Genomic DNA, 21,934 nt, shown 5'->3' with positions numbered 1-21,934 from the left:
ACAGCACACGGCGCCTGCCCCGTCTGTGTCTCCTCCTTGCCCTCACCTGCATGACCGCCGTGCTATCGTTGCTCGTTGGCACTCGATTTATCGACCCTGCCACCGTGCTCAACACTCTGACCGGTCACCGCCCGGAAGGTATCGAAGGCGCCGTTATTGACGCGCGTATCACCAGAACACTCTGGGGCCTCATCATCGGTACAACCCTTGGCCTCGCCGGAGCCGGAATGCAGGGTATTACCCGAAACCCGCTCGGCGACCCCGGAATCCTCGGGGTGAACTCCGGCGCTGCCTTCGCCGTGGTCACCGGTATCACCTTCCTCGGAGTGAAGAGTACAACCGAGTATTCCGTGCTCGCATTCGTAGGCGCCGCCGCGGCCTCCGCTCTGGTATACGCCTTCGCCTCCATCGGCAAGGACGGCGCGACCCCCGTCAAACTGGCGCTCATGGGTGCGGCCCTCAGCGCCGGGCTCGGATCGCTCACCAGCGCTCTGATTCTGACGCGCCAGAACGCCCTGGATGATCTGCGCCGCTGGCAGGTAGGATCCATCGCAGGTAAAGATCTGGAGAACCTCTTCCCCTCGGGGATTTTGTTGCTTGTTGGCGCGCTCATCCTGTTTACGGGAAGCCGAACCATCAACAACCTCGCCCTTGGCGACGACATGGCTGCGTCCCTTGGCGAAAACGTCAATAGAAGAAGGTTCATTCTCTTTATCGGTATAACCCTACTCGTCGGCGCCGCCGTTGCGCTCGCGGGCCCCATCGCGTTCCTTGGCCTCATGGCCCCGCACGCTATGCGTTCCTTCATCAGCGCGGACTACCGGCTACTCCTGCCAGCCTCTGCACTCTTCGGCGCTGTCATCCTGCTGCTCGCCGACACGCTCGGCCGTGTGCTCATGCCGCCCCAGGAAATTCAGGTAGGCGTGAGCACCATCGTTGTCGGTGTGCCTGTCTTCATCTACCTGATTCGACAGTCTAAGGGGGCGAGCCTCTCATGATGAGCCCGCATCGTAAAGCTAGTGACAGAGTTGCTGAGCTGCGCGGTATCCGTCGCCGCGAAATGCGCCGCCCCATTCTCGGACTATCCGGGTTGGCACTCGCGCTCCTGGCTGCCATGGCTGTACGCGTCTTGCTGGGTAGCTACACCGTCACCATTCCCGACTTTCTGACCTTGGTCACCGGTGGTGAAGTACCCGTACGAGGCGCCAGGTTTATCGTAATGGAGGACAAACTTCCCCGTGCAGTCCTCGGCGCTCTCGCTGGCATCGCATTCGGATGCGCGGGTGCTATCTTCCAGCTGCTACTGCGCAATCCGCTAGCTAGCCCAGATATTATCGGCATTAGCAACGGCGCTTCCCTCGGCGCGGTACTCTCCATGGTCTATTGGGGTGCTTCGGGATTCAGCGTCTCGCTCTTCGCAATCGTCTTCGCCCTTGCCGCTGCGGTCGTCACGATGCTTCTGGCCTCGGGACAAGGCAATGTGGGGAACCGCTTCATCCTGATGGGCATTGGCGTGGCTGCGCTATGCAACGCGGCCGTCACCTACCTGCTCGAACGCATGTCCATCGGCCAGGCTAGTAGTGCGACCGTCTGGATGGTCGGCTCCCTCAGCATCGCCAACTGGGATCGCATCGGTATTCTGTTCGCAGCTCTGCTGGTGCTTCTGCCCTTCGTTCTCTGGGGTATCAACCACCTGAAGACCTCAGCCGTGGGTGATGACCTGGCGCACGGTCTGGGTGTGCCGGTGGGTTTCATCCGCTGGTACTACATCGGCCTGGGCGTACTCCTGGCCGCTGTTGCCACTGCGGCTACGGGGCCCATTGCCTTCGTCGCGTTCGTCGCGGGACCTATTGCCCGTCGTATCATTGGCGGCCGCCACACGATCCTGGGAGCATCTCTAGTGGGCGCAACCATCGTGGTGCTTGCCGACTTCGTGGCGGCGAACCTTTTCCCGTCCATCTCATTCCCCGTAGGTATCCTGACCGGCGCTATGGGCGCACCGGTGCTCATCTGGCTGCTTGTGCAGAATCAAAAGGAAGGAAAATAATGAAAGAAATCACCGAACGCACCCTCAAAGTAGAGAACGTCAGCCTCGGCTACGGTGAAACCACCATCGTCAAAGACCTCTCCCTCGAATTTCCGAAGGGCAAAATCACCGCGATTATTGGCCCGAACGGTTGCGGCAAGTCCACCCTGCTACGCGGTGTCTCCCGGCTGCTCAAGCCTCTCAGCGGTGACTTCACCTTGGATGGAAAATCCACTCACGAGTACTCCATGAAGGGCTTCGCCCGGATGGTCGGGCTGATGCCCCAGCACCCCATCGCCCCTGAAGGCATCACCGTAGCCGACCTCGTCTCGCGCGGCCGCTACCCCTACCAGGGCCTCTTCAAACGCAATAGCGCCGAAGACGACGAGGCGGTTGCTTGGGCTCTCGAAGCCACCGATACCATGTCCCTTGCAGAACGCCAGGTCACCGAGCTCTCCGGCGGCCAGCGTCAGCGTGTCTGGATTGCCATGGCGCTCGCCCAAGAAACCGACATTCTACTGCTGGACGAACCGACCACGTACCTCGACCTGGCACACCAGGTGGAGCTACTCGACCTGCTCTCGGAACTCAATGAACAGCGTGGCACCACCATGATCATGGTGCTGCATGAACTAAACCTCGCCGCCCGAGTCGCCGACTACCTCGTCGCGATGAAGGACGGCTCCATCGTCGCCCAAGGCGAAGCACACGACGTACTCACCCGCGAGAACCTGCACACCATCTTCGGGCTGAAAGCCGAAGTTGCAGACCCGTTCAATGACGGAAGCGTCGTGGTTGTTCCGCATCCTCGCTCAGCTATCGGACAGAAAAACGCCTAACTATGGTTATGCAGAATAAACGACGCCGTGTGCGCACACATGGTGATAACGCCTATGGCATCTTCACCCTGGCTGTGAGCCGTGTGGAGCGGCTGACCCCTTCCTACGTGCGGGTCAGCCTGACCGGTCCCTCCCTACGCTACGCCGTGAACCCGGTCGCGTTGGGTGGGCTAAATGCCGACACACATGCGGTGGGGGAACAGGATACTACCAGGAGTGAGGGCGAACTCGGTTCCTACCGCGGCGTCTTGGACGGCTACGTTAAGTTGCTCGTACCGCCTGCCGCTGAACGTGATGAGCATGGACGTATCACGCGCCTAAACCCTGCGCCGGTGCACATCGACCTCACCGACACATGGCGGCAGGACTGGTTCGCCTTGCCCGATACCGAACGCGGCTGGATGCGCACCTACACTCTGCGCGCCTCACGCCTGCGTGAGCCTGATGCTGCTCTGCACAAGGTTATCGAGACCCTGCCGACCGCGCCCGTCATCCCTGCCGGGGTGAGCCTGCCGACCGCGCCGGGTATCGACTCCGCGCTGCCCGAAATTGACCTCGACTTTGTGTGCCACACTGAGGTAAGTTCCGACGGGGTTGAACGCATGGGCCCCGGTGCTACCTGGGCAAGCCTTGCTGGGAGGGGGGATAGAGTCTCTATCCTCGCGCCCCTGGCCGGTCAACCCCTGTGGGCCTCCTGGTCGAGTGGTGGCGCCGAGCGCATCATCCTCGCGGTGGATGAAACCGCGGTACCCGCCGCGCTCTCTATCCTTGCGGACTATGCTGCCGGGGATCAGAAGCCTGCCGAAATCCAGCTCATCGCAGAGGTGCCTCACGCAACCGACAGCCTAACCACGCTCTGGGACGGTCCCTATCCGCACTTGCCTGCACTGAGTGAGTTACCGAACCTCACCGTTAACTGGTGTGCTCGCGAAGATGCGCCCCGAGGCGAAGCCCTGACCGCTGGTCTGCGTAAGGCTCTGGGTTTGGGCGCGTGGAATTCTAAAGGTGCCCCTGTAGCTGCTGAGCCTTCCCCAGATTGTGACGACGAAACCGAGGTTGTCTGGACCCTGGCAGATGATGAGAACCCGCAGATTTACGTGTTTATCGCGGGTGAGGCATCGGTTGTCAAGACTCTGCGCCGTATCTGCGTGCAGGAGGCGTCCATTCCCAAAAATGATGTGTCATTCATGGGATACTGGAAAACAGGACGCACCGAAAGCTAAGCGACGAAGCCGGTACACCGCGCGGGTGTACCGGCTTCATCCATAGAAGGACCAAACTCTACAGACGCCCGGAAAGAAGAAAACAATGACGACCCCGCTCCTAGACTCTAACGGTAAGCTCAACGGTGAATCAGTACGCTACGTGGCAATCGGTGACTCCTTCACCGAAGGCGTGGGCGACGTTGACCGCCGCCGCCCCAACGGACTGCGTGGCTGGGCAGACCGCGTTGCCGAAGGTATCGGCGCAGTAGACCCGCAGGCGCAGTACGCAAACCTCGCCATCCGCGGACGCCTGCTCATCCCGATCCTCGAAGAGCAGCTGCCGGCTGCCCTGGAGCTGAAGCCCAACCTCGTCACCTTCTACGGCGGCGGCAACGACATCATGCGCCCCAACGTGAATATCGACCAGCTCATGACCCACGTGGACGAAGCCTTCGCAACCCTGCGCGGCGAAGGAATCGAAGTGCTTACCGTAACCGGTCTGGACGTGCAGGGCCAGGGCCCCTTCGCCCGCACCCGCGGCCGCACCGCCACCTACAACGAACTACTGCGCGGCATCGCCGAAGACCACGGCGTGCACATTATTGACTACTGGCGCTGGAATGACTTCCTTGACTGGCGTCTGTGGGCTGACGACCGCCTGCACATGAACGATCTCGGCCACGAACGCTTCGCATCCCGCGTGCTGGCGCAGCTCGGCCTGCCCGGCGTGGTGACTGAATCGGTACTGCCGCCGGAGGTGCAGCTGACCGCTCGTGAGAAGATCGAGCAGGAGGCGCGCTGGGTCCGCGAGTTTGCCCTGCCGTGGATTGGCCGCCGCCTGAAGGGCACGAGCTCCGGTGACGGCGTGACCCCTAAGTACCCGGAGTGGGTGCCCGCGGCAAACCTGAAGAACTAGGCTGAAGAACTAGGGCCGCGGTGGCTCACGATACGGCGTAGACCTGTACGCCGGGGGAGTGCCCTGCGCGGTATCTGTACCGTATTTGCGCTCGCATCTACGCCGTAACGGGGGTGGTAAAACCGCCGCTACCTGTACCGTTGCGACCCCATAAACTGCCCTTTAAAACCGGGGCGGAAGCGTTAAAACGAGAGTTAAAAGCTCTTTAAACGCGTGTTTAAGCCTGTTTAACAGTCCTGTGCACACCGTCAGAAACGGTGGCGCGGGGCTGTTTTCGGCTTAAATCCGGCTTAAGCTGTTAATCTCACAACATGAATTTCACCGGTGTAATTTATCCCCGGTCACATAGAGAACGCCCGTTCTTAAAATCGCGGATTAACGCCTGACTAGGGGCGTTAAAGAATCCCTTAAAAACATCTGGACTTGCAAAAACACCCATTTTTGGTAGAATGGGTAGGTATGTTTGCCGCCCGGCGGCAGGCGTGCATCCGTGAATCGCGTGCCTCGCTTAAATGAGGCGCAATCGGCTCAGAACACCGAGATTCCGCGGATTTTTAAGGCAAAATCCGGCGTGCAGGCTTGCACGAACCCCCGTATTTACCTAGAATTTAACGCTGTTCGTAGTGGTGGAAACGCCTCTCGACACTAATAAGCTTCACCGTTTTTCCCGCGGCGGGGATCGATGCGTGGTCTCTCACCCACGTGACGATCTCAAACACTCTAGCCCGGCGAATAACCCGGTGCTTCTACATTGGTGGCGGGACGCTCACGAGTAACATCGACTGCGTACCGTCATAAAAGTCAATCAATAAAGGAGTGAAACATGGCAGCAGTCTGCCAGGTGACCGGAGCTGTTCCCGGCTTTGGACACAGCATTTCGCACTCGCATCGCCGCAACAAGCGTCGATTCGACCCGAACGTTCAGAAGAAGACCTATTGGGTTCCTTCGCTGCGTCGTAAGGTAACCCTGAACGTGTCCGCTAAGGGCATCAAGGTTATCGATGCTCGTGGCATCGATGCCGTTGTTGCAGAAATCATCGCACGCGGGGAGAAGATCTAGTAAATGGCATCCAAGGCTAAGGACCTCCGTCCTATCATCAAGCTCAAGTCCACTGCTGGCACCGGTTACACCTACGTGACCCGTAAGAACCGCCGCAACAACCCCGACCGCATGGTGCTGAAGAAGTACGACCCCGTCGTCCGCAAGCACGTTGACTTCCGAGAGGAGCGCTAAGAATGGCTAAGAAGTCCAAGATCGCTCGCAACGAGCAGCGCAAGGTCATCGTCGCTCGCTACAACGAGAAGCGTATCGCGCTGAAGAAGACCCTGATCGACGAGAACGCTACCCCCGAGGAGCGCGAAGCAGCACGCGTGGCACTGCAGAAGCTGCCCCGCAACGCTTCCCCCGTTCGCGTGCGTAACCGCGACCAGATCGACGGCCGCCCCCGCGGTACCTTCCAGAAGTTCGGTATCTCCCGCGTGCGCTTCCGCGAGATGGCACACCGCGGCGAGCTGCCCGGTATCACCAAGTCCAGCTGGTAAATCTGGTATTTTAGTTCCTAAACGGTTTTCCGTCGTCACCGACGGTCACTCGCTTTAGACTCAAACCTTAAGTCTCTGGAAGGGGCACCCTAATGGCTAAGAACCGTACCGAACTCGTTGCAGAGGTTGCAGAGAAGTCTGGCAAGAGCCAGGCAACCGTAAACGCAGTCCTCGACGCAGTGTTCCAGGTTTTCGAGTCTTCCGTCTCCAAGGGCGAGAAGATCACCATCCCCGGTTGGATGGCAATCGAGCGCACCGACCGTGCAGCTCGTACCGGCCGTAACCCGCAGACCGGCGAAACCATCCAGATTCCCGCCGGTCACGGCGTGAAGCTGACCGCAGGCTCCAAGCTGAAGGCAGCAGTCGCTAAGAAGAAGTAATTCTTGAGACTTTGAATCTGCTAAAGACCCCCACCAATATGGTGGGGGTCTTTTAGTATGCCCAGATGCTCTCTTGCTGATAGGGGTATGGGTTGCTGGGGGAGGCCGCCCGGTTGGAGGGTGCGTGGCCGGAGGGCTGGGAGGGCACGCGCGGCGGGGAGCGTGCACAAGGTGGGCCTTCAAGACCCTAACCCTTAACTCGAGCATAAGACACAGAAAGTAGCTCGGTTTCACAGGGGAAGCTCTGATGGGCTACAGAAAAAATAAAGAAAATTTATACATTTGAGCAGAAAGCTATGCATGAGCTGAGCGAAAAATCGCGATTATCAAACCCCGCTGGGAAAAATACTTATACATCGCTGATCGAACACAGCTTAAACACAGCAAACTAAAGCTCAATCTTAGACTCACACCCTAAGCTGGAATCACCGGCGAAGGAAAAGCCACACACCATACACGGCGGCCCCACCCCAACCGGAAAATCAACCATACAAACCCCGGACGATTGACCCTCCGGGATGCACAAGGAGAACCACCTCATGGCACGCCCCGCTCAGCATACTTCCGAACAGGCCACCAACCGTCGCTTCCGCACCGGCGCGGCAGCACTGTCTCTGGCAGCAATCGCAGCACTCGGACTGAGCGCCTGCGGTGCACAGAACACCTCCGCCTCCACCCCCGCACCCACCGCAACCGCGACCGCTAAGGCAACCTCCACCGCCGACGCAGCAGTCAACGCGGGCAACGGCAAGGTCACCGTCAAGGCAAGCGACGCAGCCTCCCCGAGCGCAACCGCAAGCAGCTCGCAGGGCACCGTCACCGTCACCGAAGGCGGCGTGACCGTCAGCGGTGCTGATGGCACCGGCGTCACCGCTGGCGCAGACGGTAGCATCACCGTCAACGGCGCGAACGGTACCGGCGTCACCGCAGACGCTAGCGGCAACGCAACCGTCAACGGCGGCTCGGCATCGAACAACTCCGGCTCCAGCAACTCCGGATCCTCCGCAAAGGTCGACGAGAAGGCCGGCGAAACCTCCGCCAAGAGTGGCGCCAACGGTACCGGTAACGGCACCGTGACCGTCGACAGCGGAACTGTCAGCGCAGCCAACGGCTACACCCTCATCGAAATCAAGACCGACGGCGGCTGGTCCTACCACGCCCCCAACGGCGACATCATTGAGGTAGACGCTGACGGCTCCTGGGAGCGTGTTGGTCCGAGCGGCAACGTAGAGGTTAAGGCAGACGGCTCCTGGGAACTCGTCGGAGCTCCCGGCGTTGTCGAAGTGAAGGCTGACGGCTCCTGGGAACAGACCGGCCAGGGCGCCTTCCAGGTACCTGCCGTACCCGTCAAGCCCGCTGGCGCTGTCGCTAACCCCGTCAAGCCCGTCACTCCCCGCCGCTAAGCAAACGGCCGGCAGACCGGGCAGAAACGTGGGCTATGCCACCCGCTAGAATGCGGATAAACACCCACGCGCCCGGATAAACAGACCCAAACTCGATAGAATTAACGCGGTTGGTTAAACCGATAATCGTTATGGGAACCCCAAAGGATCCCGCGCACGACGCGAATACGTCGCCAACTAGCCGCACCATACTCAACAACCACAAGGAGAAACAATGGCATTCGCCCCCGCAATGAAGAAGACCACCGCGGTTCTGTCCATCGCTTTCGCAGGCGCACTGGGCCTGAGCGCATGTGGCTCCCAGTCCTCTTCCACCACCACCACCGCGACTGCAACCGCATCCGCATCTGCTTCTGCGACTGCTTCCGCAAGCGCATCGGCTAAGGCATCCTCTGCAGCTGCAACCACCTCGGCTGCATCTGCTTCCGCTACTGCAGACGTGAAGGTCGACAAGGACGGCAACGTCACCGTCAAGGCTAACGACGGCGAGGGCAACTCCGCAGACGTGAAGGTCGGCGCAGACGGTAAGGCTTCCGTCAACGCTAAGGACTCCGAGGGTAACTCCTCCAAGGTAGAGTCCGACGAGAAGGGCACCAAGGCTGAGTCCAAGGACTCCGAGGGCAACTCCTCCTCCGCCGTTGAGGGCGACGTTATTGTTTCCGAGGACGGCGGCTGGGCCGTTCAGGGTGACGAAGGTCAGATCGCTGTACAGGCTGACGGCTCCTGGAGCCGCCAGGACGCAAACGGCCAGGTCGCAGTTAAGGCTGACGGCTCCTGGACCATCCAGTCTAACAGCGGCCTGCAGGCAACCGTTGACGCATCCGGTGAAGTAATCTCCATCGTTGGCGGCGAGAAGGCAGACCTGAAGGCTCCGAAGGTTCCCGCAAAGCCCGCACAGGCTAAGGTCAACCCCGTCAAGCCCGCACAGCCCAAGTAAGCTGCAAAGAGCTAACAGCGGCTTGTGACGCTACCAGAGCGTAACAGCCCGTGAGCTAGAAGACGCCCCGTGCGCATCCGAACGTGATGTGCACGGGGCGTTTCTGTGTCTTCAAGCTGCGCTGAACTCCTACGGAAAATAGGAAGCTTCGCATAACTGTTGTTAGGATTAGGGAGGCGCTCAGAATCTAGCTCTCACTCAACTCTCACTCAACGAACAACCACACTATAGGTCTCCCCGGCATAGCACGGGGATCTACCAGAAAAGAGAACACAGTGAAGAAAACTATGGCTGTTCTGTCCCTGAGCCTCGTCGCAACCTTCGGTCTTGCCGCCTGCAGCTCCAACGCCAAGGCACCCGCGGAAAGCTCGAGTGCCTCCTCTAGCGCGTCTGCTTCTGTAACCGCAGGTAGCCAGAGCACCTCCTCCAGCGCGTCTGCCTCGGCGAGCGCATCGGCTACCGCTTCCGCAACCGCAGGTAGCTCGAGCGCCTCCGCTAAGGAATCCGAAAGCCAGAAGAGCGGACTGTCGGGTGCTTCCGCCATGCCTACGGACCCCACCGATAGCAACTACGGTCCGCAGCTATATGCGCATTACAAGGAAGCCGTCGAAGAAGCTAAGAAAGACCGCTCCGCCAAGAAGACTACGAACACTGAAGGTAACGTGTACACTGCCTCTGACGGAAGCATCGCTGTTGTCGAAGCTAAGAACGGTAACTACATCAGCATTGAGAAAGACGGCAGTTGGGTACGTGTGACCCCTGAAGGTGAGGTTGCCGCCGTGACTGATAAGGGCGGCTGGGTTGCCGTCAAGCCTAACGGTGAAGTAATTAGCGTTGATGAGAACGGCGCGGCTTCCATTATGAACGTTAAGACCTCGGAGGTTTCGGGCGACTACCAGTCCCTGGAGCTGCCCAAGCCCCCGGCTCCGGTGGGAGACCTGCCTGCCCCGAAGAATCCCGTTAAGCCGACCAGCCTGGCTACGAACTAAACGTATCCACTACATAGCTGGCGACTAGCTAGACCCGTTCGCCCCGTGCGCATCCAAACGTGATGCGTGCGGGGCGCTTTGTGTCTTCAAGCTGCGCTGAGAAGACCAGTAGAGCTGAGAAGAGCCGTGAAAGTAGCGGGGGAGGGGAAGCTCTGCAACATCTCAGGGAGCTTTCAGGTCACGGTGCTAGCATGAAGGCGTACTCTGGGCACACTGGAGTACAGGTCAACCACACCACGCACTGCGCCGTCGCAGAGCGGCGCATACAGAAAGAGAAACTACAGTGAAGAAGTCCATTGCTGTTCTGTCCCTGACCATTGCCGGTGCCCTCGGCCTTGCAGCCTGCGGCGGCAACAGCGGCAGCAACTCCAACTCCACCGCATCGGCAAGCGCATCCGCTTCTGCAACCGCCTCCGCAACCGCCTCGGCACCCGCAAGCACCTCCGCAGCAGCAACCAGCGCAAGCACCACCTCCGCAGCAGCTGAAACCACCAAGGCAGAAACCAAGACCACCCAGGGCACCATCAGCGCACCTAGCGGCCTGCCCAGCGAAGCAACCGAAGCACTCAAGAAGGGTCAGGAAGCCGCCCAGCAGGGAGCCTCCGCAGGCTACACCGCCAGCAAGAAAGCCCTGGACGAGTTCAAGAACGAGGCCGGTGTGAAGAAGGCACAGACCAGCGACGGCACCGTCTACTACAGCGATAAACTCGCTGCCTTCGAATCCAAGGACGGTGCTATTGTCACCATCCAGAATAACGGTGTGTGGACCAGCATGGACTCCAACGGTACAACCATCGTCGTGAAAGAGGACGGCTCCTGGATTAAGACCAACCCCAAGGACAACCTCTACACCGTCGTCAATGCAGACGGCACCGCATCCGTGCTGAACACCAAGACCTTCGAGAAGGCGACCGATGTCTCCACCATCGAAACCCCGAAGGCACCCGGCCGCATCGACGGCTTCAGCGGCACCGCTAAGACCCCGGTCAAGCCCACCAAGATTGGTGACCTCTCCGAGGTTGCAGGCGCCAAGTAAAAACTAGCTCCTGCCCCCGGGTAGAACAGCCAGAACAGCCCGCCAGAATAGGGCTTACCAAGTGCCCCGCACGTATCCGATAGTGATGCGTGCGGGGCGCTTTCGCATGCCCACAAGCTCAGGGAATATGACTTAATATGACAGGGCGTTAAGCCCCCAAGTCACAAAGCTCAACTCCCAGCGAACCACCCCCACCACGCTGGCATAATGGGGACAGCAAACCAACGCGCCCACACACGGCGCACCCAACAGGAGAGAAAACCATGAGCGAGAACACCACCCGCAGCGTACGCGTGCGCGCCAGCGAACTCGAAGGCCGAGCCTGGCTCAACACCGGCGACAAAAACCTCACCCTGCAGGACCTTCGCGGCAAAATCGTTATTCTCGACTTCTGGACCCTCTGCTGCATCAACTGCCTGCACGTGCTCGACGAACTACGCCCCCTCGAAGAAGAATTCTCCGACGTACTCGTCACCGTCGGCGTACACAGCCCCAAATTCGAACACGAAGCAGACCCCGTAGCGCTCGCCGCAGCCGTCGACCGCTACCACATCACCCACCCCGTACTCGACGACCCCGAACTGACCACCTGGCAGGCATACACCGCCCGCGCATGGCCCACCCTCGTCGTCGTCGACCCCGAAGGCTACATCGTCGCCCACCTCTCCGGCGAAGGCCACGTACAGGGCCTCACCTCCCTCGTACGCGAACTCGTTGCCGAGCACGAGGCGAAGGGCACCCTGCACCGCGGCGACGGCCCCTACGTACCCCGCCCCAAGGCAGCCGGCACCTACGCCTTTCCCGGCAAAGCCATCGAACTGCCCGCCGAATTCGGCCCCGCAAACCTCTTCGGCAACCGCGAACGCACCTACCTCGTCGCAGACAGCGCACGCCACCGCATCCTGCAGGTAGCAGCCGACCTCAACACCGTCATCAACACCTACGGCGGCGGCAACGACCCCATCAACCACCCCGTCAAGGGCCACGTCGACGGCACCGGCACCGAAGCACGCTTCAACGAACCCGCCGGCCTCGCCCTCGTACCCGAAAACCTGCGCGAACAGCTCGGCTACGACGTGCTCGTCGCCGACACCGTCAACCACCGCCTGCGCTCCCTCAACCTGCGCACCGGCGAAGTACGCACCCTCGCAGGCAACGGCGTGCAGCGCGTCATCGACGGCGACAACGCCATCACCGGCGATCCCAACCACATCCCCGCCGGCGTACCCGCCACCGAGATTGCGCTCTCCTCGCCCTGGGACGCCGTCTACTCCCGCGAAGCCGGCCAGTTCATCATCGCCATGGCAGGCACCCACCAGCTCTTCGGCTACGAACCCGTCACCGGCGCCGTCAGCATCTTTGCAGGCTCCGGCGTCGAAGGCCTCGCCGACGGCCCCGCCGCCGACGCCTGGTTCGCCCAGCCCTCCGGCATCATCGAAGCACGCGACGGCAGCCTCTGGGTCGCATGCTCCGAAACCAGCGGCCTGCGCCACATCACCTTCACCGACAACGGCGTACAGGTCACCTCCGCCGTCGGCAAGGGCCTGTTCGACTTCGGCTTCGTCGACGGTGACTCCGACACCGCCCGCATGCAGCACCCCCTCGGCCTGACCGAACTGCCCGACGGATCCATCGCAGTCGCCGACACCTACAACGGCGCCATCCGCCGCTGGGACCCGGTTACCGGCACCCTCGGCACCCTCGAACGCGGCCTCGACGAACCCTCCGACCTGCTCGTCGAAGAAGCACCCGGCGAAGAACCGCGCCTCATCATCGTCGAAACCAACGCCCACCAGCTCGTGCGCGCCTCCATCCCCGCGAAGGCACAGCACGTCGACGAAGGCGCCATCACCACCGCACGCCCCTCCACCAAGCTCACCGGCGGCACCCTCGAATTCACCTCACGATTCACCGTACCCACCGGCCAGAAGCTCGACACCCGCTGGGGCGACCCCACCCAGCTGAAGATCTCATCCACCCCCGAGAACTTCATCCTGGAAGGCGCCGGCACCTCCACCGGACTGACCCGCACCCTCGTACTCAACCCCGAGATCACCGAGGCGGTCCTGCACATCACCGCCCGCGCCGCCGCCTGCGACGGCACCCCCGACGGTGACATCCCCGAGCACGCGGCATGCCACCTCTACCAGCAGGACTGGGGTATTCCCGTCATCGTGACCGGTGACGAGGCAGACGAAAGCGAACTCATCCTGGACCTGCGCGGTATCAACTAGGAACCTATAAAAGAATCAAGGGTCAGTATTATCCTCGCTCCTACAGGGGCACCCGTCCTCGCTTCGCTCGGACACCCTGATGTCGCTACGGATAATACTGACCCTTTTCTACGTAACTACGTCTAGAAGGAGACCCGGACAGCCTTCGCGTCCGCCTCCACCGACGCCTTCAACGTAAACGGAATCTCCTTCTGCACCTGCGAACGCGCACCCGTATACAAATCCAACTGCGTAAACGTAACCTTCGCCGTACCCGACATCGGCTTCAACGACCACACACCCGCCGAACTCACACTCACCTGCGGATCCGCGACCTTCTCAACAGACCACTTCACCTCAGAATCCACACGGCCCGAAAACGCATACTCAAAAGGGCACCCACCAGGATAAAGAGTGCTCTGCTGCGTACACTTCTTTAAATAATCCTGCACCTGCTCCTTCACCGACGACAACGCATTATCACTCGGCTTCAACTCCATACGCACCGCATGATTCGCATCCTGCGCAGTCACCACCTCATTCACCTTCTGCGCCGTATACACCGTCGAATCATACGACACCGCATACACACCCGGATAAAACACAGGGAACGACGCCAGGCCCTTATCCACCGCAACCTTACGGTTATTAATCGTCGCAGCCTCCACACCCTGAATATTCACCTTCACCGACGGCAAAGACGCCTCATCAATAGCCCACTTATCAAAAAAGCCCCAATGAGTACCCGAACGGTGCAAACGAAAATCCGTATGCTGCTGCGAACCACCCAACGAATAGGACGCACGCACCGTCGCATGCTCACCATCCTCGCTGGTCTCCACCACCTCATACGACACCTCACCCAACGAAGACACCGAACGCCTCAAAGCATCCCCATCCAGCAAAGATGCGTCACCCTCAGGAATCTGCGCACCCAACAGGCCACGCGCATACGAACCATTCCCTGTACGCAACGCATGAAAATACTCCCGCACCTGACCCGTCGGGCCATACACCAGCTTATTCGTCATAACCAGCGCCGCAGCAGCCACAGAAACCGCCACCACAACACCGACCATCCACATTGCCAGAACCCGCTCCACGGGAGAAAAATTACGCATAGAACCAGAGTAACGCAGGTAGTCCGCTAGGTTTCACGCACCGCACACACTAAAGTTGTGTATATGGCAGAACGCGCTCACGAAGTCCCCGCCAAATACGGCGAAGTCAACGAACTATTCCACCCCCGCATGCGCTCCTACGGCAGGCGCATCGAAGCGGCACTCCCCGGCACCATCGTGCTCCTCGCCGCGCTCGCCTTCATCTTCTACAAGCGACCCGCCCTGCCGTACACCATCTTTGTACTGCTCATCGGCACCATCGCAGGCGTAAACCTCTACTCAGTCCTCAAACCCACCATCATCGTCATCACCAAAACCCACGTGCTCCGCGCGCGCACCTTCGGCTGGTTCGCCGTACCCCTCGAAAAAATCGACCACACCATCTTCGCCGAAAAGCTCTACCCCAAAAAAGCCTACGGCCAGAAACTCAAAACCGTCGCCGGCCGCCTACGCTACCGCAGCTTCCCCGCCATGTGGGCAGTCGACAAAGACGGCAAACAGCTCATGCGCATCGACGGCCGCGTCTGGGACGGCAAAACCATGCGAGAAGTCTCCTCCAAACTCTCCGCCCAAACCACCATCTACAAGCAGATCAACGTGGTCAACATGGACAAAGAACACAAGGGACTCATCACCTTCAACGAACTGCACCCCGGCTGGCGCTCCAGCCTCATGACCGCACTCGCCGTCATCATCGTGGCAATCCTCTTCGCCGCATCCTTCCTGCCCGAAGAAGTAGCCCGCAACATCTACATGATCCACTAGAACGCCCATTCTTTAAAGTTCTTCTGGATGCGCTTCTTGAGGATACGCAAAGGCCCGGCACCTACCCCACACGGGGCAGGCGCCGGGCCTTTTCATACGCTTAGCTATATACGCTTAGCGTGCTCGTTTCAGATGCGAGCCTAGCTCGCCGGGCGGGACAGTACCGCCACCAAAAACTCCGAAGAACCCTCAATAAACGGGTGCATCTGCCACGAGGAATAAACGTTATCCACGTTCAGACCAGCCTCGCGGGCATCCGCCAAAAACTGCTCAAACGCATAATCACGACCCGGACCCGAACCGTAACCAACCACCGCACGGCCGCCCGGCGCCAACACGCGACGGAAATTCTCAACCACAGGCTTACGAGTCGAACGAGCCAAGAAACCCATCACATTACCCGCACACACCAGCAGCTCAAAACCATTCTCCTCAGTGGCGTTACCCTCAATGCCCAGAACCTCCGGCAAATCCACCAGATCAGCCGTAATCCAGGTAGCATCCGGGCAGACGCGGCGCGCCTCCTCAATCAGCTCAGGATCGATATCAACACCCGTCACACGGTGACCCAGCGCGTGCAGCTGCTTACCCACACGACCAGGACCCGAACCCGCATCAAGAATCTTCGCGCCACGAGAAGCCAACGCATTCACCAGACGAGACTCACCCGCCATATCATTACCCTCAGCCTCCATCGCCTTAAAACGGTCAATGTACCACTGCGAGTGATTCGGGTTGCTCTCCTTGCGGACCAGCCACAAGGACTTCTCACGCTCGCCCGGAGCGTTGAAACTCATCATTGCCATAAAAACTCCTTAGACAGGGTTGAGGATGCGCCAACCGCCACCAGGCAAGGTGACCGCGGCGTATAAGCGGTGTGTGCGCTACGTACTAGCATAGCCCCACCCGGCACCTGCCGGTAAGGGCAGTAAGAGCCGGACGGGGCTATCGGAAGCGCTACAGAGGCGCTACAGGGGCTGGATGATAGGGGCGTGTTTAGAGGTGGTCGCCCTCAGTATTCGACGTACCCTCAGCAATCGCCTTACGCATCTGTTCCTGGCGCTCCTCCTCAGCCAGACGAGCAGCCTCAGCGAACTGTGCCTCAATATCGGTCAGCAGCGCCTCAACCTCCTCCTTACCAGCCACCGGACCACCAGCAATCAGACCATCAGCGCCCAAAACCACAGCCAACGGCACACCATTACCGAAATTCGCGCGCGCACCAGCATCACGGTCAATCAGCGGAGTCAAACCCTCCGGCAACGTACCCGCATTACGCGAGGTCTGCAACGACTCCAGGCTCGAATACACCGGATGCAACGCCACCTGCGGCAGACGCTCCTGCCACGAAGACATCGTCTTCAAAAACTTCACACAACCAGCACACGTCGCCGACACAAACACCAGCATACGCGCCTGATTCTTAGCCAACGCACGCATATTCGTGTGACGACCATTCTCCAGATACAGCGCCGCATGAGGAATCGGCATACGAACATACAGCTCCTCGCCGTTCTCGTCATACACCGGCTCCGGCAAAATCACTTCAGCCTGCGGCTCCGGCTGCGCCAGAGCGTCACCGCGGCGAACAGCCTCCAACGTCAACGCAATCAGCGCCGCACCAACAACCCAAGTCCAGCCGCTAACGCCCAGACCCAGCAGAGTCGACACGACACCCGTGCCGCCCTTCAACGCGCTCGCATGCGCACCAGCCGCCGCCAACAGCAGCGCAATATTACGGACCAGCGTGTAACGGCTCACCGGCGCAGTCGACTCAGAACCAAAACAATTACAACCAGCGGTGCGACCCGTCGCCAGCGCGCGTGCAATCACCACCGTGTAAAACAGCATCAGAATCAGCGCCAAACCCGATGCAATCACCACAGGCAAACGCACCGGCGACAACAGCAGGACGGCGGCTAGGGCAATTTCGAACCACGGCAGGACCAGCGACACCGCACGGGCCGGCGCAATCTTCTCCAAACCAAGATTTTGAATACCAGTCACGGTACTCTGCGGATCCTTCGCCTTAGCAATACCGCTAACGAGCAGGGTTAGGGCGATGAGAGCCGTGCACAAAACAAGCGGCACAGTAGGGACGGTGAGCATAAAACTCCTAGAGTGAGTGTGCGAAAACAGGAGGCGGCAGGGCAGTTTTTAGGCAGAATAAACCGCGCGATGTGCCGCCGTGTTATACACGATTTTACGCCCTGCACATGGGGAAACCGTCTCTACAGTGCCGTGAGGCGCACCCCGTACTCACCCGCCAGCTCCGCATACGCCTCCACAAAGCGCTGCGCTCGCGCACCCGATGCACAGAAAACGCCCACCCGCTGATCACGCACCGACTCAAACAGGCTCAGCAGCTCCGCGGGCACATCGGTTGCCGGCAGCAGCGAGCCGTCAGCGTCAGCCAGCTGCGACAGCGGCAAATGCCGCGAGCCCTCATGCTTCACCGACTCCTCACGCTCGGGCACCTCGCGCACATCCAACAGCACCTGCGGAACCTCATGCGCCGACAAATCCACCGGCACCACACGCGCCGGATCCGGCACCGCCCCAAACGACGTACACGTACCCGACAAGGCATCATAAGTCAGCAAACTACCCGCCGCCGTCGGCAAGCCGCTCACATGCTTGAGCACCTCCGTCGCCATCAGCGAACCAACCACCGCCGTCGTCGCACCCAAAACACCGGCAAGCGCGCACGACTCCACAGTCTGCGGAATCGTCGGAAAAATATCACGCAAATGCGCGCCATCCGGCTCAAAAAGACTCACCGACCCGCCAAAACGCAGCACCGTGCCCCACACCAGCGGCAGACCCGCAACCTGCGCAGCATCCGCAATCAGATACTTCGACGCAAACGTATCCGTACAATCCACCACACAATCCGGTGCCGACGCGGCGAAAAGATCCAAAATCCAGGACGCATCCACATGCCGGATTGTTGTCTCAACCGTCAACGACGGGCACAGCTGCAGCGCACGGCGCGCCGCAACCTCCGCCTTCGGCTCACCCACATCAGGCACCCCAAACAGCGGCTGACGCTGAATATTCGACAGCTCCACCGAATCAGAATCCACAATATGCAGATACCCCACGCCAGCCGCCGCCAACGCTTGCACCACCGGACAGCCCAAACCGCCAGCACCAATCACCAACACGCGCGCCGCCGCGACCGCGTCCTGATCAAAACCGGGGAGGCGACGCTGACGGTCCGTGCGCTCGCGATCCAAACGCGCATGCTCCGGATTCACCGGGGTAGGGGAGAGGTTTACATCCACGAGACGAAACCCTCCGACGGCGACGACGCCTTCGCATGCTCACGCACCGGAATACGGCCAGCCTCACGCGCCAACGCGCCCGCCTGCACCGCAAACTTCATCGCCTGAGCCATCGCCACCGGATCCTCAGCACGATTCACCGCCGATGCCAACAACACCGCATCACAGCCCAGCTCCATCGCCAGCGCGGCATCCGAAGCGGTACCCACGCCGGCATCCAGCACCACCGGAACCTGCGCGCGGGACGCAATCAGCTCAATATTGTGCGGGTTCAAAATGCCCAGGCCGGTGCCAATCGGCGCACCCAACGGCATCACCGCGGCAACGCCCGCATCCTCCAGGCGGGCGGCAGCCACCGGGTCATCAGAGGTGTACGCGAGCACCGTGAAATCCTCCGCGACCAGCTGCTCGCAGGCGGTCAGCAGCTCCACGGTGTCCGGCAGTAGGGTGTCTTCATCGTGGATAATCTCAACCTTGACCCAGGAGGTGCCCAGCGCCTCGCGGGCAAGCATCGCAGTCATCACCGCGTCCGCTGCGGTGCGGCACCCAGCGGTATTGGGCAGCGGCGCAATATTGAGCTTCTGCAGAAGCGGAAAAATGGGGGTGCCTGCGGCGTGACGGCGCATGGCAACGGTCGTCATTTCGGTGCCGGAGGCAATCAGCGCCTGCTCGAGCAGGTCCATGCTGGTTGCGCCTCCGGAGCCCATGATGAGGCGGGAGTTGAAGGTGCGGTCGCCGATGGTGAGCGGTGTGAGGCTCATGAGTTCTCCTCTGTGGGAACGTCTAGATAACGGGGTTTAGGTGTGTGGGCGCGGCGGCGCGCCCGGCCTAGAAAGAAAACCGAGAATGGCTGTTCTTTTTCGTCAGTGGGTATTCGTCGATAGGCATTTGCTGGAGGGAATCTCGCCGGTACAGACCGCAGGATTAGCCACCCTGTACGGCGGTGAGGGCGTCCACCCTGTCGCCCTCGCTCAGTGGCACATCCAGCCACGTGGAACGCGGCACGATACTGCGGTTGAGCGCCACAGCCACACCATTTTCGGTGCCGAACTGGTCCATGACAAGGTCAAATACGGTGCGGGCGTTGGTGGTTAGCGGCTCGCCGTTGTAGGTGATGATCATGCGGAATCCTTTCGTGAGGGTGCCGGGTGCATCCGGCGGGGACTGTGTTTAGTGGGTGAATCGTGCCGGGTCGCACGCCTGCATGATGGGCGGAATCTCCGCCCCGCAGGCGACCTCCGCGCCGACCTTGCCGGCGAGCGCGGCAAGCAGAATACCGTGGCGGAAATAGCCCGTGGACACGAGCTGACGGGTGCCGTCAGTGCGAGTGCGGTGCCCAAAGATGGGCAGGTCGTCCGGGGTGCCGGGACGGGCGCCGACGTTCGCCTCCAGCAGCTCGCACTCTTCAACGGCGGGCACCAGGCGGATCGCATCACGTAGCAGCTGATGCACGCCGTCAATGGCGGGGAGGGTGCGGTGGTCTTCACGGCTGGTCGCGCCGATGCACAGCTCCCCGTCGGGGCGGGGGATGAGGTAGACGGGGCGGGAGTTCACGTAGCCGCGCACCACGTGCTTGAGGATGGGCCGCGGGGCACGCAGGCGCAGAATGTCCCCGTAGACGGGTCGTAGTGGGTAGTCCCCGTGCAGTGTTGCCCCTAGTCCGGTGCAGATAATGTCGCCCGCATCTGGGTCGGTGACCCGTTCGGTGCTGAAGGTGACGCCACGGCGGGTGAGGGCGTCTTTGAGGGCACGCCTCATGAGCCGCGGGTGCAGCTGATGGTCGCTGGGGATGCTCACGGCACCGGCAATGCGCGGCGCCAGGAGCGGTTCGAGGGTGCGCGCCTGCGTGGGGGTGACGGGGTCCGCGGGGCGGTTCAAATCCCGGTAGTAGGCGCGGGTGCGCTGCAGGTGCTCGGCGTCGGCACGGTCGGCGGCGACAATGAGCGTGCCGGTGGTGTCGTAGCCGGTGGGCAGGCCGGTGGCGCGGCTGAGCCGCTCCATGAGGGAGGGGTAGGCGTCGGCGCTGGCGGTCATGAGGGGGAAGAGCTCGTCCTGCTGGAATTGCACTTCGGCGATGGGTGCGAGCATGCCGCCGGCGTAGTGGCTTGCGGCGGGGTAGAGTGCCGTGCCGTCGTCGGCGGTGCCGTAGTCGCCGGTGCCAGCGTCGATGAGGTGCACGCTTTCGCCGCGTTCGGTGAGTTCAAACGCGGTGGTGAGACCAATGATTCCGCCGCCAATAATCGTGATGGTCATGGTTATGCCTTCAACGCGGGGTTGTCGACGAAGGCGCGGACCATGGCGATTCCGGCAACTCCAGTGGTGCGGATGGCGGGGCAGTCTTCGGGGGTGATGTCGCCAATAGCCACGGTCGGCACGGCGGACAGTTCGGCAAGTTCGCGGAGCCCGTCAATGCCGAGGGGCGGGCGGTTGGACTGCTTGGTGGGGCTGGGGCGGAACGGGCCGGTGCCAATGTAGTCGATGAGGTGCGCAATCTTGTTGGATTCTTCGACGAGTTGCCGGGTGCCGGTGGTGAGGCCGATGATTGCGTCGGTGCCGAGGAGGGCGCGGGCGTCGGCTACGGGCAGGTCGTCTTGACCGATGTGCACGCCGTCAACGCGCACGCCGCGGGCACGCAGCGCGAGGGCGACGTCTACACGGTCGTCGACGAGGAGAGTCTGGCGCGGCTGGATGATGCCGGCGATTGCCTCGGTGAGTTGGTAGAGTTCGCGCGCACTGATGGGTTTGGACCTGACCTGGATGCAGGTGGCGTGTTTGGCTGCCCGGACGGTTTCGAGGGGGTTGTCGCCTGTGACGAGGTAGAGGCTCAGGTCGAGGGGGCGTTCGGGGGTGGTGTAGGGGTGCGTTTCGCGGGTCATGCGGGTCTACGATTCGTCGTCGAGTAGCTGTTTTTGAGAAATTCTCTCATCGAATTTCTGTGGTTAGGTTAGCACAACTGTGTGGTGAGTTGAACATTCTTCAAGTGTTTTGGGGTGGCTCGCGGGGTGTGTTCTTCGCTCGTGTGGGGGAGCCTGCCGGATGTGATGGCATGCTTTGGAGCGTACGCTTGGCACGCTATACACTTCCTTCGCTCCTGCAGGGGACCCGCCCTCGCAGAGCTCGGGCACCCTGATGTCGCTGCAGGAAGGTATAGCGGCACCGCGCTCGCATGCGCTACAAGGAATCCTTTCATCGCAAGCCCACGGGTAGGTGCCCAGACACCCCTACGGAACCATCACCGCGCCCAAATATCTATCTGCATCTCCCGGTGAGCTGTC

23 protein-coding genes are annotated in these 21,934 nt (G+C 60.9%); 15 read left to right on the top strand and 8 right to left on the bottom strand.

The window, feature by feature from the left end; translation table 11 throughout:
- Nucleotides 1-50 precede the first annotated feature (50 nt).
- The 14 genes from RWL87_RS02850 (at nucleotide 51) to RWL87_RS02785 (ending at nucleotide 13,507) form a co-directional block, all read left to right on the top strand.
- A complete protein-coding gene (locus tag RWL87_RS02850) occupies nucleotides 51-998 on the top strand; it encodes an iron ABC transporter permease (protein WP_313968830.1) in 948 nt (315 codons plus the stop codon).
- On the top strand, nucleotides 995-2,047 hold the full coding sequence (locus tag RWL87_RS02845; RefSeq protein ID WP_313968829.1) for an iron ABC transporter permease: 1,053 nt from the start codon (nucleotides 995-997) through the stop codon (nucleotides 2,045-2,047). The genes RWL87_RS02850 and RWL87_RS02845 overlap by 4 nt, the downstream gene beginning before the upstream one ends.
- Nucleotides 2,047-2,865 carry an ABC transporter ATP-binding protein gene (locus RWL87_RS02840; RefSeq protein ID WP_313968828.1) on the top strand — a complete coding sequence of 273 codons (819 nt, stop codon included), beginning with the start codon at nucleotides 2,047-2,049 and terminating at the stop codon, nucleotides 2,863-2,865. Before RWL87_RS02845 ends, RWL87_RS02840 begins: the two co-directional genes overlap by 1 nt.
- Nucleotides 2,866-2,867: 2 nt before the next feature.
- A complete protein-coding gene (locus RWL87_RS02835; RefSeq protein ID WP_313968827.1) occupies nucleotides 2,868-4,088 on the top strand; it encodes a siderophore-interacting protein in 1,221 nt (406 codons plus the stop codon).
- Between the two features lie 85 nt (nucleotides 4,089-4,173).
- Nucleotides 4,174-4,986, top strand: a complete 813-nt coding sequence (locus tag RWL87_RS02830; RefSeq protein WP_313968826.1) for an SGNH/GDSL hydrolase family protein — start codon at nucleotides 4,174-4,176, stop codon at nucleotides 4,984-4,986.
- A gap of 823 nt (nucleotides 4,987-5,809) precedes the next feature.
- A complete protein-coding gene (rpmB, locus tag RWL87_RS02825) occupies nucleotides 5,810-6,046 on the top strand; it encodes a 50S ribosomal protein L28 (protein ID WP_004005966.1) in 237 nt (78 codons plus the stop codon).
- Nucleotides 6,047-6,049: 3 nt separating this feature from the next.
- Nucleotides 6,050-6,220: a 50S ribosomal protein L33 gene (gene rpmG, locus RWL87_RS02820; RefSeq protein WP_004005967.1), complete on the top strand. Its 171-nt coding sequence runs from the start codon at nucleotides 6,050-6,052 to the stop codon at nucleotides 6,218-6,220.
- 2 nt (nucleotides 6,221-6,222) lie between these two features.
- Entirely contained in the window at nucleotides 6,223-6,528 is a 306-nt protein-coding gene (gene rpsN / locus RWL87_RS02815; RefSeq protein WP_005506731.1) for a 30S ribosomal protein S14, read from the top strand.
- Nucleotides 6,529-6,620: 92 nt separating this feature from the next.
- Nucleotides 6,621-6,908, top strand: a complete 288-nt coding sequence (locus RWL87_RS02810; RefSeq protein ID WP_005506733.1) for an HU family DNA-binding protein — start codon at nucleotides 6,621-6,623, stop codon at nucleotides 6,906-6,908.
- Between the two features lie 539 nt (nucleotides 6,909-7,447).
- Nucleotides 7,448-8,311, top strand: a complete 864-nt coding sequence (locus RWL87_RS02805) for a hypothetical protein (protein ID WP_313968825.1) — start codon at nucleotides 7,448-7,450, stop codon at nucleotides 8,309-8,311.
- 214 nt (nucleotides 8,312-8,525) lie between these two features.
- Nucleotides 8,526-9,248 (top strand): hypothetical protein, encoded by a 723-nt coding sequence (locus tag RWL87_RS02800; RefSeq protein WP_313968824.1) that lies wholly within the window; start codon nucleotides 8,526-8,528, stop codon nucleotides 9,246-9,248.
- 287 nt (nucleotides 9,249-9,535) lie between these two features.
- On the top strand, nucleotides 9,536-10,237 hold the full coding sequence (locus RWL87_RS02795; protein WP_313968823.1) for a transcriptional regulator: 702 nt from the start codon (nucleotides 9,536-9,538) through the stop codon (nucleotides 10,235-10,237).
- Nucleotides 10,238-10,520: 283 nt separating this feature from the next.
- Nucleotides 10,521-11,273 carry a preprotein translocase subunit SecD gene (locus RWL87_RS02790; RefSeq protein WP_313968822.1) on the top strand — a complete coding sequence of 251 codons (753 nt, stop codon included), beginning with the start codon at nucleotides 10,521-10,523 and terminating at the stop codon, nucleotides 11,271-11,273.
- 263 nt (nucleotides 11,274-11,536) lie between these two features.
- Nucleotides 11,537-13,507 carry an NHL domain-containing thioredoxin family protein gene (locus tag RWL87_RS02785; RefSeq protein ID WP_313968821.1) on the top strand — a complete coding sequence of 657 codons (1,971 nt, stop codon included), beginning with the start codon at nucleotides 11,537-11,539 and terminating at the stop codon, nucleotides 13,505-13,507.
- 122 nt (nucleotides 13,508-13,629) lie between these two features.
- Here the strand turns inward: RWL87_RS02785 and RWL87_RS02780 are convergent, their stop codons facing one another.
- Nucleotides 13,630-14,607: a hypothetical protein gene (locus RWL87_RS02780; protein WP_313968820.1), complete on the bottom strand. Its 978-nt coding sequence runs from the start codon at nucleotides 14,605-14,607 to the stop codon at nucleotides 13,630-13,632.
- 63 nt (nucleotides 14,608-14,670) lie between these two features.
- On the opposite strand from RWL87_RS02780, the gene RWL87_RS02775 reads away from it, so the two are divergent.
- Nucleotides 14,671-15,372, top strand: a complete 702-nt coding sequence (locus tag RWL87_RS02775; RefSeq protein WP_313968819.1) for a hypothetical protein — start codon at nucleotides 14,671-14,673, stop codon at nucleotides 15,370-15,372.
- Nucleotides 15,373-15,512: 140 nt separating this feature from the next.
- On the opposite strand, the gene RWL87_RS02770 is transcribed toward RWL87_RS02775, so the two are convergent.
- The 7 genes from RWL87_RS02770 to RWL87_RS02740 all read right to left on the bottom strand — a co-directional run bounded on the left by RWL87_RS02770 (nucleotide 15,513) and on the right by RWL87_RS02740 (nucleotide 21,535).
- Complete coding sequence (locus tag RWL87_RS02770; RefSeq protein WP_313968818.1) at nucleotides 15,513-16,178, bottom strand: methyltransferase domain-containing protein; 666 nt, start codon at nucleotides 16,176-16,178, stop codon at nucleotides 15,513-15,515.
- A 190-nt stretch (nucleotides 16,179-16,368) separates the two neighbouring features.
- Nucleotides 16,369-17,481 (bottom strand): MauE/DoxX family redox-associated membrane protein, encoded by a 1,113-nt coding sequence (locus tag RWL87_RS02765; protein ID WP_313968817.1) that lies wholly within the window; start codon nucleotides 17,479-17,481, stop codon nucleotides 16,369-16,371.
- 122 nt (nucleotides 17,482-17,603) lie between these two features.
- Nucleotides 17,604-18,659, bottom strand: a complete 1,056-nt coding sequence (locus RWL87_RS02760; RefSeq protein ID WP_313968816.1) for a ThiF family adenylyltransferase — start codon at nucleotides 18,657-18,659, stop codon at nucleotides 17,604-17,606.
- Nucleotides 18,650-19,420: a thiazole synthase gene (locus RWL87_RS02755; protein ID WP_311450400.1), complete on the bottom strand. Its 771-nt coding sequence runs from the start codon at nucleotides 19,418-19,420 to the stop codon at nucleotides 18,650-18,652. The genes RWL87_RS02760 and RWL87_RS02755 overlap by 10 nt, the downstream gene beginning before the upstream one ends.
- 163 nt (nucleotides 19,421-19,583) lie before the next feature.
- Nucleotides 19,584-19,781 (bottom strand): sulfur carrier protein ThiS, encoded by a 198-nt coding sequence (thiS, locus tag RWL87_RS02750; protein ID WP_294628211.1) that lies wholly within the window; start codon nucleotides 19,779-19,781, stop codon nucleotides 19,584-19,586.
- A 48-nt stretch (nucleotides 19,782-19,829) separates the two neighbouring features.
- Entirely contained in the window at nucleotides 19,830-20,912 is a 1,083-nt protein-coding gene (gene thiO, locus RWL87_RS02745; protein ID WP_313968815.1) for a glycine oxidase ThiO, read from the bottom strand.
- Nucleotides 20,913-20,914: 2 nt separating this feature from the next.
- On the bottom strand, nucleotides 20,915-21,535 hold the full coding sequence (locus RWL87_RS02740; RefSeq protein WP_313968814.1) for a thiamine phosphate synthase: 621 nt from the start codon (nucleotides 21,533-21,535) through the stop codon (nucleotides 20,915-20,917).
- Nucleotides 21,536-21,934: the final 399 nt, after the last annotated feature.

It is taken from the genome of uncultured Rothia sp. (genome assembly GCF_963555405.1).
In the GTDB taxonomy this organism is placed as follows: Bacteria; Actinomycetota; Actinomycetes; order Actinomycetales; family Micrococcaceae; genus Rothia.
The sequence above is the reverse complement of the archived record's forward strand: the minus strand, read 5'-3'. Positions and strand labels throughout refer to the sequence as shown.